A 12,135-nucleotide genomic window follows, 5' to 3' on the forward strand; every position below is an offset into this window, starting at 1 on the left:
TTGAGGCCGCCGATGCTCTCACCGGCGGCCTCCCTCCTGCCTGCTCAGTCCTCCTGCACCAGCTTGAACTCGCGCAGCAGGCCACCGATCTGGGTCTTGTCCAGCCTGTTCATCAGCAGGTTGCGCAGGAACGCCGGCCCAGGGATATCCAGCTCCTTGCCGTCACGCAGGCGCCCCGTCGCGGCCAGCAGCGAGCGCACGTCATAGGTGGAATTGAACACCTCCGGCACACCGCGCTCGATGCCCAGCAGGGTGTACACCGCTTCCATCGGCGTGCGCACCGAATACTCGGTGGTGAAGATGCAGTCGCGCTGCTTCGATTCGGCGAACTGGCCGATGAACGCGAAGTTCACCGCACCCTCCGGCACCACGTCCGGGCGGTCGCCGGCCTGGCGCGGCATGAAGAACGCGGTGATGTACGGCATCATTACCGGTACCGTCTTCGCCCCCGTCGCAGCCAACTCGTCGATCTCTTCCACCGGCACGCCCAGGTGGTACAGCCACTCGCGGGTGATCTCCTCGCCGGTGCAGTCCTGCATCGGCTTGTTCACGTAGTCACCGGGCGTATCCACGAACAGCGAATACACCCACACCACGATCTGGTCCTTCGGCTGGTTCTTGAAATGCGGCTGGCGGTTCACCGTCCAGCTCATCAGCCAGCGCGAGTCACGCACGCTGACGATGCCGCCGGTCACCACTTTGCCGCTGAACGGATCGCGCTTGGCGATCTTCTGGATGTAGGCCGGAATGCGCGCATCCAGCGTGGTGACTGTGGCCGATTCCCACTTGGTTTCCGGTACATGCGCGCCGAACACGTCCGGTCGCCCAAACGCCGCGTCCTTCGCGGCGATGCGTCGCCACAGGTCCCAGGCCGGCGCGGGGCCTTCATTCAATCGTGCAGCGGTGTGGTGGTCGCCGTTGTCCGAGTTCTCGGTCAGCGAACCGATCGTCATGAACAGCAGGTCGTCCTTTCCAAGATCCACGCCACCAGCCACACCGTCCCGCGTCCAGTGGATGCGCGTGGCCTGCTTGCGCCCGTCGGCAAGGTCAAAGTCCACATCGTTCACCTCGGTGCCGTACTGGAACTGCACGCCATGCGCCTGCAGCCACTTCACCAGCGGCAGCACCAGCGATTCGTACTGGTTGTACTTGGTGAACTTCAGCGCCGAGAAGTCCGGCAGCCCGCCGATATGGTGGATGAAGCGATGCAGGTACAGCTTCATCTCCAGCGCCGAGTGCCATTCCTCGAACGCGAACATCGTGCGCCAGTACAGCCAGAAATTGCTGTCCAGGAAGTCGCGGCCCAGCACCTCGTTGATGCGCTTGTTCTCCATCTCCTGCCGGGTGGCCAGGAACAGCGCGATGATGTCCTTCTGTGCCTGCTCGCTCAGGGTGAACAGTCCGTCGGTGTGCGCATCCTCGCCGCGATTGATCGTGGCACGCTGCAGCGAATAGTTCGGGTCGTCCTTGTTCAGCCAGTAGAACTCATCCAGCACGCTGGCATCGTCAATCTCCAGCGACGGAATCGAGCGGAACAGATCCCACAGGCACTCGAAATGGTCTTCCATCTCGCGGCCGCCGCGAATCACGAACCCCTTCTCCGGCACCTTCAGGCCATCGAGCGCACCGCCGGCAATCTGCTGCTGTTCCAGAATGGTGATGCGCTCGCCCGGCATGCGCCCATCGCGTACCAGGAATGCGGCACCCGCCAACGAGGCCAGGCCCGAGCCCACGAACCAGGCGGTCTTGCTGTCCACGCCCGCCGGCTTGCGCGGGCGCGCAAAGGCCTCGTAGTTGCCACTGCTGTAGTACATGCGCGTCTCCTTCCTGCATGGGGTATGCCCCCACTCTAGCGCCGAACCGATGGCATAGGTCCTGCAGCAAGGCTGCGACGCAGTGACGCAGGCGCTTCAAGCCCCCACGTTCGGCGTGAACCAGCGCCGGAAGCCCAGGATGGCGTCCGGCATCATTGCGCTGGCGCGTTGGCAGACCACCGCCTCCGCGTCACGGATCGCGCTCACAGCATCCGGCTGCGCGCACAACGCCATCGCTACATCCGACGCATCCAGCATCGCCAGGTTCACGCCCACGCCCACAGGCGGCATCAGGTGAGCCGCATCACCAATCAGCGTCACGCCCTCACGCGGTGCCCAGCGGAAATCCGCCGGCAAGCTGTAGATCGGCCGCCGCACGAAGTCCGTGCACGCCTCCAGAAGGCGCCGCAGGTTCGGCGCCCACCGGCCATAGCTGTCCATCACCAGCGTGCGCATGCCCTGCTGCGTGATCTGCGTATCGAGCCAATCAGGGGAGCGCTTCAGCGCCGCATACACGCAGAGACGATCGCCGCTGTTGCGTTGCGCGAACAGCGCCTCCTCACCGCCAAAGCAGAACAGGCTGCCCTGCCCCACCATGGCCGCGATATCCGCCGCAGGCTGCTCGATCCATCCTTCGAAGAACGTGATGCCGGTCGGCAACGGCTGGCACGCACTCAAGGCAGCGCGCACTTTCGACCACGCACCATCGGCACCGATCACGATGTCCGCCTCGGCCTGCACACCGTTGGCAAAGCGAAGACTGTGACGGCCTGCCTGGGCCAGCACCAGCTCGGTCAGGCAATGGCCCCACTGCACCGTGCCGGCCGGTAGCGCATCCAGCAGCAGCTGGCGCAGGTCGCCGCGGTCGATCTCCGGTTTATCCATGCTTCCCTCCGGCCCGAACCCACCGGCGACAATCTCCCCGGTCCACGGGTCGCCCGTCCGCTCCTCCTGCCCCTCATGGCGCGCCACCGCGCGGAACGCCTCCAGCAGACCGGCGCGCTGCAACGCCACCTGGCCCGAATCCTCATGCAGATCCAGCGTCCCGCCCTGGGTGCGCTGCTGCCCGGACGATTCGCCCTCGTACACGCTCACACGGTGGCCGCCCCGATGCAGGATGAGCGCAGCGGTCAGGCCGGCGGGACCTCCGCCGATGATGGCGATACGGGGATGCTGCAACATGGGGCGACCTACCTGGTGGTTGACATATCAACCATAGAACGTTCCGGTTGACACGTCAACCAACTCCGGGCACCGTTGGCCCATGACTCCCCCCACCCTCACACCCGACGAGTGGGCCGCCTGGCGCGGCTTCCGGCGCATGGCCGAGATCACCTCCGGCCGCATCGTCCAGGACATCACCCGCCGCACCGGGCTCTCCAGTGCCGACTTCATCGTGCTGATGGAACTGGGCAAGGCCAAGGACCGCTGCCGCCGCCAGCGCGAACTGCTGGACTACCTGGAATGGGACAAGACCCGCCTCTCCCACCAGCTCACCCGCATGGCCGGCCGTGGCCTGATCGAGCGCGATACCGGCAGCGACAACAAAGTGGTGATTCGCATGACGGCAGAGGGCCACGCGCAACTGGCGGAGGCGCGGCCAGTCCACGTCGCCAGCGTGCGCCAGTATTTTCTCGATCATCTCTCAGCCGATGATCTGGCCGCACTGCAGCAGATCACCGACAAACTGCATGCGGCCCTGCAGGACGCAGAGAACTGAAACGCCGCCAACTCACAGGCGGCGGCCCAGCACCTGCCCCGGCCAGCCGTCCACGTTGAACGTCGACAGCCGCGTGTAACCACACGATTCGTAAAAACGCACCAGCTCGCCGCTGCCACCGCCATAGCAATCCACGCGCAGGTCTTCCACGCCCGCCGCGCGTGCCTGCTCGTCGGCGAACATCATCAAGCGGCGGCCGATACCGCGAACCCGCGCATCGCGCGAAGCAATCAGCACGCGCACGTACAGCTCCGGCCCGGTTGCCGCAGGCACATACGGCATGGCCTCGCCCAAGGCCAGGAACGCGCGCACCCGGCCCTGCTCATCCTGTGCCACCCACGCCCCCGGCAGCGCGCACGCATCGGTCACCTGGATGATCCGGCGCGGAATCGACGACCACGCCTCAGTGCCCCACTGCTGCGGATTGCCGATGACCATGAACCACTCAATCACCTCGTCAAACAACCCGAGCACCGCAGGGGCATCCGCCACGCCCGCGCGGCGGATGTTCAAGAGGTCCTTTCCAGTTTCAGTCACGCACGCACTCCCTGACGTCCCGCAAATCCAGTAGTGCCAGACCATGCCTGGCAAGTGCCCAGTGTATCTATCCGGCGCCTGCCCATCGCACTTTACATGCAGGCAACTGCCTGCATATAGTCACCCCAAGGACGGCACCTGCCCGCCCACTGCGAGGAACCTGCCATGGTGGATATCGCACACAGGGTCGGCATCAAGGCCCCAGCAAGCCAGGTGTACCAATCCCTGGCCACCCCTGAGGGTGTGGCGGCCCGGTGGGCCGAAGACACCCACGGCGACCGCGAGGTCGGCGGCACGGTCAAGGCGCGTTTCACGAGCAACAGCCAGGAGATCGGCGCCATGGAAATGAAGCTCGAACAGCTCATTCCCGGCGAGCTCGTACTCTGGCAGTTCCTCGCCGGCCCTGCCGAATGGATCGGCACCCACGTGCGCTTTGCGCTGAAACAGGAAGGCGACTACTGCATCGTCCTGTTCACCCACGAAGGCTGGAAAGAGCGCATCGAGTTCACCTCCCACTGCAGCACCAAATGGGCGGTGTTCCTGATGAGCCTGAAGGCACTGCTGGAGACCGGCAAGGGCCAGCCCAACCCACACGACGTCAGGATCGACAACTGGAACTGAAGACCTCCCCATGGCGGTAGACAACGTGCGCGACGCAGACAAGGTCTTCAAGGCCCTGGCCGATCCATCGCGCCGGACGCTGCTGGATCTGCTCTGCGAAGACAACGGCCAGACGCTGGGCCAGCTGTGCGAGCACCTGGACATGGCCCGGCAATCGGTCACCCAGCACCTGGGCCTGCTGGAAGACGCCAACCTGATCAGCACCGTGCGCCGTGGCCGCGAGAAGCTGCACTTCATCAACCCGGTGCCGTTGCATGAAGTCTACGAGCGCTGGGTGCGCAAGTTCGAGCAGCAGCGCCTGAGCCTGCTGCATGACCTGAAACGAGAACTGGAAGGAGAATGACGATGTCCGCAGAGACCACCCGCTTCATCCATGTGATCTACATCGCTTCCACACCGCAGAAGGTGTTCGAGGCCATCACCCGCCCCGAGATCGCCAGCCGCTACTGGGGCCACGAAAACGTCTCGGACTGGCAACCCGGCTCGCGCTGGCAGCATGTACGCGCCAACGAAACGCGCTCGGTCGAGCTGGTCGGCGAAGTGGTGGAAAGCACCCCGCCCTCGCGCCTGGTCATCACCTGGGCCGCCGCCTCGCAGGCCGACAATCCGGATGCCTACAGCCAGGTCACCTTCGACATCGTGCCCTACCAGGACATGGTGCGGCTGACCGTCACCCACGACGAACTGGAGCCGGGCAGCGGCATGGATACCGGCATCCGCCAGGGCTGGCCGATCGTGCTGTCCAGCCTGAAGTCGCTGTTGGAAACGGGCAAGGGGTTGGATGTGTTTGCGAAGCCGAGATGAGCGGAATAGATTCACCCGAATCAGACATCGCCAATCATTGACGACAGACCATGGAACTAGCCTTCGCGAATCTCATTCGCGACTATCAGAAGCAAGTATCGTACGCAGTAAAGATTCTGAGCGAATCTGGCATTGAAATGCCATATAGCAGCCACGAGTGGACCCTTCGGAACGAACCCCGAGAGGGAAAGCTCGTCGGAGGTGTGAGCTACCAAAGGCATGGCCGCGGAATCTGGCTGGATCTACCTGACGGACAAGTTGATTTTGACTTTGGAGATCAAGGAGAGATCACTGGATTTGACAGATGGCGTCTTGAATGCTTCTTGGACTGCAGGCGCGATGCCTACCCAACCTCGGCTCGCTCTGAGCTCGGAGTATGGCTGAAAGATGGGATCATCAAAGGTGAACTAATTCAAGCCCCCTATGGCCTGTATTACGTTGCTGACATTGCAATCAGCAAGAACCAGGATGTAAATCGAGTCCTGACGGATGGCTGTGGCCTGCCCCACCAGTCTCAGGACAGGATACTAACCCTGTACTCTGAATGCTTTCTCTCAGCAGACGTGATGCTCGGACACTACAATTCAACCGTCCGTTACGCAGAGAAGCATCAGGGACTGAGCCGATTGAAGAGAATAGGACTCCGCGTCTACCTCCTGTCATGGCTGGGATATCTGCACTCAACAATGGAAGGCATTCAGTCGATCGGGGTAAGACTACTACTTCAGAGAAGGCGCCATCACTCTTTTCAGGAAGCGATTCCACTGCTAGACGAACTGAACAGCCTATTCAAGAAGCACGCTAATTCCCTAAGAATTCTGCGAAACAATGTCTTCCATCTACTCACTGATGCCAAGGCTCTAGAAGCGTTTTTCTCGCAGGATGGTCAAAGATTGAGATGGGCAATGGAGCTACATCGTCAACTTGCAGAGTTCTTCTCAAATTACAGAATAACGGCCGAGGTGTACTACTTGGACACCGGAAGAATGGCAGAGAGTGTAGTGAGAAGCATGGCTCGGGAGCGAAAACGACGTAGATCAACTACCACGCCTGCTTCAGCAGAATAGGTCACATTCGAGGCTCCCTATTCTTTCATTTCGCCAAACTGCGCGAACGCCCATAGCGCCCACTCACATCCCGCTTGATCCAATCGGCCAACAGGCGCAGATAGCCGTCGGTGATCCGCGTCGAAACGCGGTTGCCCTCGGCATCGGTGCGGAACTCGACCATGCCGTGGTCGGTATCCGGGAACAGGTAGGTCTCGATCGGCTGCCCTGATCCGCGCAGGCGCCCCAGGATGGTGCGGGTGGCCGCAATCGGTGCGGCCCGGTCCTGCTCGGCCAGCACCCACAGCAACGGCACCTTCAGGCGGCGCAGCGCGGCCTCGGCGTCGTAGTCCCAGATCAGCTCCAGGTTGTCGAAGCGCGCGCGACCGATCCGGCGCAGGTCAGCGTCACTCATGCGCAGCATGTCACCGCTGTATTCGCCACTGATCGTCTTTGCCCACGGTGCGGCACCGATCTGCGTACGCACCTTGGCCAGCGCCTCGAACCCTTCATTGAAATGCGTGCGCATCAACTGCGCGGTCGCGTCTGAAAGCTGCCCGACCTGCGCCAACGCCGCCGCATCCAGCTGCATGCGCTGCGCCTCGTCGAGCAGCTGCTCGCGGTCCTCCTCGATGGGCGACACCACCAGCCCGAAGCCGATCGCCACGAAATCCGCCTGCGAACGCGTGGCGGCCAACGGCGCGATCCAACCGCCCTGGCTGCCACCGAAGTACCCAGCTCGACCGAAACGCCCCGCTGCCAGCGCGCGCGCCTTCGCCAGTGCCGCCGCAGCGTCGTCGGCCAGCAGCTCGAAGTTCTGCGTGTACTCGCCTTCCGAATCGCCGGTGCCACGCTTCTGGTAAGCAAACACCGAAATCCCCTGCGCCACCAGCATGCGCTGGTAGATCGCCGCCACCGCCATCGTGCGTTCCGAGCCGTGCACCAGCACCACCAGCGGCCGCGTCGGGTCGGGCGGGCCAGCTGGCTCGATCAACTGCCCAACCAGCGTGGTACCCGCACTGATGAAAGTTGCATCGGTATCGCGGGTCTGCAGTCGCTGCCAGCGCTGCGTGGCTCCCGCAGGCGAACTTAAGCTGACCACATCGCCACTGCAGCTCACCGGTGCGCCGGCATCGCCTGTGGCGCCACGTCGCCCGTCCAGCATCAGATAGCGCTGACCCGTGGCCGGTGCCGCAGCGGGAGCACCCAGCACCACGATGTTGCCCTGCCCGTCACCGTAGGCACTGACCGTGCACAGCTCGCCGGCTGTAGCCGGCAGACTCGAACACACCAGCACCGCCATCAACAACGAACGATTCTTCCACCCTGCCATGCCCTTCCCCATTGCAGTGAACCCGCGTTGCGCAGGTGCCGGGCGCAGCCTAGCGCGTCCACTCGCCAGATTCATGCTGCAACCGCTCGCTGTCGCTCCCCTTCCACGGCCATACTGGGCGGACGATACGGACTTCAGAGCACACCATGCACACCCATCTCGAACAGATCGGCAGCACTCGCATCCTGCGCAGCGCCGACACAGGCCCCCTGCTGAATGGCAACGCCCTGCGCGACCTGGTCGGCGACGCCCTCGGGCATCAGGCCGAGTGGATCGCCATACCGGTGCAACGCCTGTCGGCCGACTTCTTCGAGCTGCGCTCCGGCATGGCCGGTCAGTGGCTGCAGATGCTGGTGAACTACCGCCTGCGCTTCGCCGTGGTGGGTGACGTCAGCGCCTACCGCGCGCAGAGCGCGTCGTTGGACGCGTGGATCACCGAGTGCAACCGCGGCCGCGACGGCTGCTTCGTCGCCGACTGGGACACCCTGTTGGCCCGCCTGCCGGCATCGGCCAGCGCCGGCTGAACGCCACCACCACGCTCACCCGCACCGAACCCCGTTCCGACTGCACTCCGACGCCGCCCGCCACAGCATCACCGGCAGACTCCCCAGGCGACATTCGATGAGTGCTTCAGACGCAGATTCCCTGCACAGCAAAGTGGCGGCGGTCACCCTCGGCTTCTGGGTGATGAAGATCGCCGCCACCACCCTCGGCGAGACCGCCGGCGACCTGCTGTCGATGACGCTCAACCTCGGCTACGTGGCCAGCTCGGCCATCCTGTTGACGATCTTTGCCGGCCTGTTGGCCCTGCAGCTGTCTGCACGGCGATTCCACCCGGTGCTGTTCTGGTCGGTGGTGCTGGCCACCAGCACCGCCGGCACCACCATGTCCGACCTGCTCGACCGCACCCTGGGCCTTGGCTACGCCACCGGCGCCAGCCTGCTGGCCGGCTGCCTGGCGCTGGTGCTGCTGGCCTGGCGGGTGTCGGAAAAATCGATCTCGGTCAGCAACATTGAATCGCGCCGCGCCGAAGGTTTCTACTGGACCGCCGTGCTGTTCTCCAATACGCTCGGCACCGCGCTGGGCGACTTCCTCGCCGACGATTCCGGGCTGGGCTTCACCGGCGGCGCACTGCTGATCGGCAGCCTCATCGCGCTTACCGCCCTGGCCAGCCGTATCAAGGGCATCAATCGGGTGGTGCTGTTCTGGATCGCCTTCGTGCTCACCCGCCCGTTCGGCGCCACCTTCGGCGACCTGCTCACCAAGCCGCTGGAAAAGGGCGGCCTGGGCTTCGGCACGGTGGGCTCGTCGCTGGTGCTGTTCACCATCCTGGTCACACTGGTCGCGCTGCCGATGCTGCAGCGGCGCGCGCAACCGGCAAACTAACGGGCCGTCCAGCCCCCATCCACCGGCAGCGCCGTGCCGGTGATCTGGGCGGCGGCGTCCGAGGCCAGGAACACCACCATTTCCCCCAGTTGCTCGGGCGTCACAAACTGCAATGAAGGCTGCTTCTCGGCCAGCAACGCGCGCGCCGCAGATTCCTGATCCGCACCCTCCTTCTCCGCCAACGCGGTGATCTGCTGCTCGACCAGCGCGGTTCGCACCCAGCCCGGGCAGATGGCATTGGCGGTGATGCCCATGCCTGCATTCTCCAGCGCGGTAACCTTGGTGAACCCCACCACGCCATGCTTGGCCGCCACATAGGCCGACTTGTTCACCGAGCCAACCAGCCCGTGCACCGACGCGATGTTGATGATGCGGCCGGCGCCCTGCCGCTTCATGTGCGGCAAGGCCGCTGCCGTTGCATGGAACACCGCCGACAGGTTCAACGCCAGGATCGCATCCCACTTCTCGACAGGAAACTCCTCGATCGACGCGGTGTGCTGGATGCCTGCGTTGTTCACCAGGATGTCGATGCGCCCCATCGTCGCGACGGCATGGGTGATCATTTCCCGCACCGCCTCGCCACGGGACAGATCGGCGCCGTCATGCGCCACCCGCACGCCGAACTCGGCCTCCAGATTGGAACGGATACGGTCGATCTCCGTCGCATCGCCGAATCCATTCAGCACGATGTCGGCGCCTTGCCGCGCCAGGGCGGTGGCGATGCCAAGACCGATACCGCTGGTGGAGCCGGTAACTACCGCAACTTTTCCATTGAACATGGGCGAGCTTCCATCGGGCGTGGGCAGCCAGTGTAGCTTCCAGTCCACGCGTGGAGGTCATGTCAGCGCCAGGACGGAAACGCGCCTGCGCCATACGGTACGAACGGATGTCGGCAACTCGCCCAATGCCCCCTCGCCGCCATCATTCAGGAAATGGCCGGATCCGCACGCGCGTCATAGCTGCGCTGGCAATCCTGAATCCGCTCCATGTTTTCTACCGTCCAATTGAACAGTATCGAGAACGGCTCCTGCAATGATCGACCGAGCGGCGTCAACGCATACTCCACGCCCAGCACGCTGCCCTCCAGAACCCTGCGCGTCACCATGCCGTTGCGTTCCAGCTTTCGCAGCGTCTGCGTCAGCACGCGCTGGGTGACACCATCAAGTCGGCGTTTGATCGCATTGAAGCGACGCGGCTCGTGCAACACCGCCAGCACCATCATCGACCATTTGTCGGCGATCTGGTCGAGGATCACGCGACTCGGACAGTCGGCGCGGTAGATCGGGTCAGTCTCATCCATCGGTATCCTCCAGCATCCCTGGGATGCTTCAGGTGCGTAATTGACGCTAGGTATGCAAAGAATACCATCAGGTCAACAGCACGCCCGGCCCAGGAGAATCCAGATGACAGCAACAGAATTCAGCAGGCTTCGCATTTCCAGCGCGGATGGCGTCGCCACGATCACGATCGACAACCCGCCGGTGAACGTTCTCGACGTTGCGCTGATGAGCGAGATACGCCGCTTCCTACTCTCGGTTCGTGACGATCAAAGTACTCGCGTGCTGGTGTTCCAGAGTGCAGACCCAGAGTTCTTCATTGCCCATGTCGACATGGCATTGATCGACGCGCCGCACGCGTTCGACGATTTTGTCCTCGACGCTCTAGAAGGCCTCAATCCGTTCCAGGCGTTCGGTGAACTGCTGCGGGAACAGCCTCAGGTCACGGTCGTCAAGCTGGCCGGATTGGCGCGCGGCGGAGGCGCCGAATTCATTTCAGCGGCCGACATGGTATTTGCCGCAGATGGCCGATCGGGACTTGCCCAGTGCGAGGCGTTGATGGGCATCACGCCCGGGGGCGGGGCTACTCAGTATCTATCTACCCGGATGACGCGCGGTCGCACGCTTGAAGTGATCCTGGGCGCCGATGTCGTCAATGCGACAACCGCGGAGCGTTATGGATGGATCAACCGCGCGTTGCCTGCGGCAGAGCTCGACGGTTTCGTCGATCGATTGGCGCGCAACATCGCAGCGTTGCCCGAAGGCGTCATCGCCGCGGCCAAGAAGGCAGTGCCGATGACAGACCTGCGGGAGGGCTTTCGTCGCGAACACGACGCATGGGCAGGACTTTTCGCGCGCCCTGCGGCCGAAAATCTCATTCGGGGCGGGCTCAAGGCAGGCGCGCAAACCAAAGGCGGCGAAAGGAATCTGGAGGCGCTGCTTCGCCAGTTGGAAGCGTAGCGGCGCCACGTCGGCCCAGGTGAGCAGCTCGTCTAACTTCACCGCCCGCCGCATCCGCTCCCTAAGTGCCCACGTCCAATGAGTACGCCAGCAGGAACTCCCTGGCGTACTCATTCCCAGCCTGCGCCGAGGCGCGGATCAGGTACACCGCACGGGGCACATCCCTGGCAACACCCTTGCCATGGAACAGCGCCAGGCCAAACTCGTACATGGCCGGTGAATAGCCGGCCTCCGACGCCAGTTCAAAGTGCGCGGCCGCCCGCGTGGCGTCCTGCTCAACGGCATCACCCAACAGCAGCCGCACCCCCACCGCGTAGGTCGCCGGGATGTAACCCTTCTCTGCAGCCTGTCTGATGGACGCGAAGCTGTCCGCCTCGGCAAGTGCGTCGCCGTCCCCAGCAGGAATCGAAGAAGAGAGAAACAACGCCTCGGCACATCCGCGCGCAAGATGGGGGGCCAACAGCCGCCGCGCCTCGGTAATGTCACCGCGGTCGAGCACCGCATCGAAGTCGGTCGTGAGCTGGGTTGGCATGTCAGTCATGGCGCAGGCGTCCTTCCTGTTCGCGGGCATCCTTTCGTCCCGTTGGCATTATGCCTGCACCACGCCAGGGCATTCCGCCAGCCCCACAAGGCCGGG

The 12,135-nt window shown here is 63.7% G+C and carries 16 protein-coding genes; 9 read left to right on the plus strand and 7 right to left on the minus strand.

Features of this window, described 5'->3' with window-relative positions:
* Window positions 1-44 precede the first annotated feature (44 nt).
* Both ABH900_RS03350 and ABH900_RS03355 read right to left on the minus strand, forming a co-directional pair.
* Window positions 45-1,814 carry an oleate hydratase gene (locus ABH900_RS03350; RefSeq protein ID WP_429621257.1) on the minus strand — a complete coding sequence of 590 codons (1,770 nt, stop codon included), beginning with the start codon at window positions 1,812-1,814 and terminating at the stop codon, window positions 45-47.
* A 96-nt stretch (window positions 1,815-1,910) separates the two neighbouring features.
* Window positions 1,911-2,933 (minus strand): FAD-dependent oxidoreductase, encoded by a 1,023-nt coding sequence (locus ABH900_RS03355; RefSeq protein ID WP_429621427.1) that lies wholly within the window; start codon window positions 2,931-2,933, stop codon window positions 1,911-1,913.
* Between ABH900_RS03355 and ABH900_RS03360 the strand changes: the two genes are divergently transcribed.
* Window positions 2,844-3,047, plus strand: a complete 204-nt coding sequence (locus ABH900_RS03360; RefSeq protein ID WP_429621433.1) for a hypothetical protein — start codon at window positions 2,844-2,846, stop codon at window positions 3,045-3,047. The two genes, ABH900_RS03355 and ABH900_RS03360, sit on opposite strands and share 90 nt — an antisense overlap.
* 31 nt (window positions 3,048-3,078) lie before the next feature.
* Window positions 3,079-3,534 carry a MarR family winged helix-turn-helix transcriptional regulator gene (locus ABH900_RS03365; protein WP_429621259.1) on the plus strand — a complete coding sequence of 152 codons (456 nt, stop codon included), beginning with the start codon at window positions 3,079-3,081 and terminating at the stop codon, window positions 3,532-3,534.
* 12 nt (window positions 3,535-3,546) lie between these two features.
* On the opposite strand, the gene ABH900_RS03370 is transcribed toward ABH900_RS03365, so the two are convergent.
* Window positions 3,547-4,071 (minus strand): GNAT family N-acetyltransferase, encoded by a 525-nt coding sequence (locus ABH900_RS03370; RefSeq protein ID WP_429621261.1) that lies wholly within the window; start codon window positions 4,069-4,071, stop codon window positions 3,547-3,549.
* Window positions 4,072-4,236: 165 nt separating this feature from the next.
* Between ABH900_RS03370 and ABH900_RS03375 the strand changes: the two genes are divergently transcribed.
* The 4 genes from ABH900_RS03375 to ABH900_RS03390 are packed head-to-tail and all read left to right on the plus strand — an operon-like array spanning window position 4,237 to window position 6,563.
* Window positions 4,237-4,692, plus strand: a complete 456-nt coding sequence (locus ABH900_RS03375; protein ID WP_429621263.1) for an SRPBCC family protein — start codon at window positions 4,237-4,239, stop codon at window positions 4,690-4,692.
* A gap of 10 nt (window positions 4,693-4,702) precedes the next feature.
* Window positions 4,703-5,035 carry an ArsR/SmtB family transcription factor gene (locus ABH900_RS03380; protein ID WP_429621265.1) on the plus strand — a complete coding sequence of 111 codons (333 nt, stop codon included), beginning with the start codon at window positions 4,703-4,705 and terminating at the stop codon, window positions 5,033-5,035.
* A 2-nt stretch (window positions 5,036-5,037) separates the two neighbouring features.
* Window positions 5,038-5,496, plus strand: a complete 459-nt coding sequence (locus tag ABH900_RS03385; protein ID WP_429621267.1) for an SRPBCC family protein — start codon at window positions 5,038-5,040, stop codon at window positions 5,494-5,496.
* Window positions 5,497-5,546: 50 nt separating this feature from the next.
* Entirely contained in the window at window positions 5,547-6,563 is a 1,017-nt protein-coding gene (locus tag ABH900_RS03390) for a DUF6896 domain-containing protein (RefSeq protein WP_429621269.1), read from the plus strand.
* Window positions 6,564-6,588: 25 nt separating this feature from the next.
* Here the strand turns inward: ABH900_RS03390 and ABH900_RS03395 are convergent, their stop codons facing one another.
* Window positions 6,589-7,875 carry an alpha/beta hydrolase family protein gene (locus ABH900_RS03395; protein ID WP_429621271.1) on the minus strand — a complete coding sequence of 429 codons (1,287 nt, stop codon included), beginning with the start codon at window positions 7,873-7,875 and terminating at the stop codon, window positions 6,589-6,591.
* 146 nt (window positions 7,876-8,021) lie between these two features.
* Between ABH900_RS03395 and ABH900_RS03400 the strand changes: the two genes are divergently transcribed.
* Together ABH900_RS03400 and ABH900_RS03405 are read left to right on the plus strand one after the other, a co-directional pair.
* Window positions 8,022-8,399, plus strand: a complete 378-nt coding sequence (locus ABH900_RS03400; protein ID WP_429621273.1) for a DUF4180 domain-containing protein — start codon at window positions 8,022-8,024, stop codon at window positions 8,397-8,399.
* A gap of 97 nt (window positions 8,400-8,496) precedes the next feature.
* Window positions 8,497-9,261, plus strand: a complete 765-nt coding sequence (locus ABH900_RS03405) for a COG4705 family protein (RefSeq protein WP_429621275.1) — start codon at window positions 8,497-8,499, stop codon at window positions 9,259-9,261.
* Here the strand turns inward: ABH900_RS03405 and ABH900_RS03410 are convergent.
* Window positions 9,258-10,040: a 3-hydroxybutyrate dehydrogenase gene (locus tag ABH900_RS03410; RefSeq protein WP_429621277.1), complete on the minus strand. Its 783-nt coding sequence runs from the start codon at window positions 10,038-10,040 to the stop codon at window positions 9,258-9,260. The two genes, ABH900_RS03405 and ABH900_RS03410, sit on opposite strands and share 4 nt — an antisense overlap.
* A gap of 146 nt (window positions 10,041-10,186) precedes the next feature.
* Window positions 10,187-10,561 carry a winged helix-turn-helix transcriptional regulator gene (locus ABH900_RS03415; RefSeq protein ID WP_429621279.1) on the minus strand — a complete coding sequence of 125 codons (375 nt, stop codon included), beginning with the start codon at window positions 10,559-10,561 and terminating at the stop codon, window positions 10,187-10,189.
* A 103-nt stretch (window positions 10,562-10,664) separates the two neighbouring features.
* Here ABH900_RS03415 and ABH900_RS03420 point away from each other — a divergent pair, with 103 nt between their 5' ends.
* Window positions 10,665-11,498 (plus strand): enoyl-CoA hydratase/isomerase family protein, encoded by an 834-nt coding sequence (locus ABH900_RS03420; RefSeq protein WP_429621281.1) that lies wholly within the window; start codon window positions 10,665-10,667, stop codon window positions 11,496-11,498.
* A 61-nt stretch (window positions 11,499-11,559) separates the two neighbouring features.
* On the opposite strand, the gene ABH900_RS03425 is transcribed toward ABH900_RS03420, so the two are convergent.
* Window positions 11,560-12,039, minus strand: coding sequence for a tetratricopeptide repeat protein (locus tag ABH900_RS03425; RefSeq protein WP_429621283.1), 480 nt, complete (start codon window positions 12,037-12,039; stop codon window positions 11,560-11,562).
* Window positions 12,040-12,135 lie beyond the last annotated feature (96 nt).

It is taken from the genome of Stenotrophomonas sp. AN71 (assembly GCF_050435725.1).
Taxonomy (GTDB): Bacteria; Pseudomonadota; Gammaproteobacteria; order Xanthomonadales; family Xanthomonadaceae; genus Stenotrophomonas.

Coding starts and splice junctions, on each gene's coding strand:
- ABH900_RS03350 (WP_429621257.1), bottom strand. CDS start 1,814: ATGTACTACAGCAGTGGCAACTACGAGGCCTTTGCGCGCCCGCGCAAG.
- ABH900_RS03360 (WP_429621433.1), top strand. CDS start 2,844: ATGCAGATCCAGCGTCCCGCCCTGGGTGCGCTGCTGCCCGGACGATTC.
- ABH900_RS03365 (WP_429621259.1), top strand. CDS start 3,079: ATGACTCCCCCCACCCTCACACCCGACGAGTGGGCCGCCTGGCGCGGC.
- ABH900_RS03375 (WP_429621263.1), top strand. CDS start 4,237: ATGGTGGATATCGCACACAGGGTCGGCATCAAGGCCCCAGCAAGCCAG.
- ABH900_RS03380 (WP_429621265.1), top strand. CDS start 4,703: ATGGCGGTAGACAACGTGCGCGACGCAGACAAGGTCTTCAAGGCCCTG.
- ABH900_RS03385 (WP_429621267.1), top strand. CDS start 5,038: ATGTCCGCAGAGACCACCCGCTTCATCCATGTGATCTACATCGCTTCC.
- ABH900_RS03390 (WP_429621269.1), top strand. CDS start 5,547: ATGGAACTAGCCTTCGCGAATCTCATTCGCGACTATCAGAAGCAAGTA.
- ABH900_RS03395 (WP_429621271.1), bottom strand. CDS start 7,875: ATGGCAGGGTGGAAGAATCGTTCGTTGTTGATGGCGGTGCTGGTGTGT.
- ABH900_RS03400 (WP_429621273.1), top strand. CDS start 8,022: ATGCACACCCATCTCGAACAGATCGGCAGCACTCGCATCCTGCGCAGC.
- ABH900_RS03405 (WP_429621275.1), top strand. CDS start 8,497: ATGAGTGCTTCAGACGCAGATTCCCTGCACAGCAAAGTGGCGGCGGTC.
- ABH900_RS03410 (WP_429621277.1), bottom strand. CDS start 10,040: ATGTTCAATGGAAAAGTTGCGGTAGTTACCGGCTCCACCAGCGGTATC.
- ABH900_RS03415 (WP_429621279.1), bottom strand. CDS start 10,561: ATGGATGAGACTGACCCGATCTACCGCGCCGACTGTCCGAGTCGCGTG.
- ABH900_RS03420 (WP_429621281.1), top strand. CDS start 10,665: ATGACAGCAACAGAATTCAGCAGGCTTCGCATTTCCAGCGCGGATGGC.
- ABH900_RS03425 (WP_429621283.1), bottom strand. CDS start 12,039: ATGACTGACATGCCAACCCAGCTCACGACCGACTTCGATGCGGTGCTC.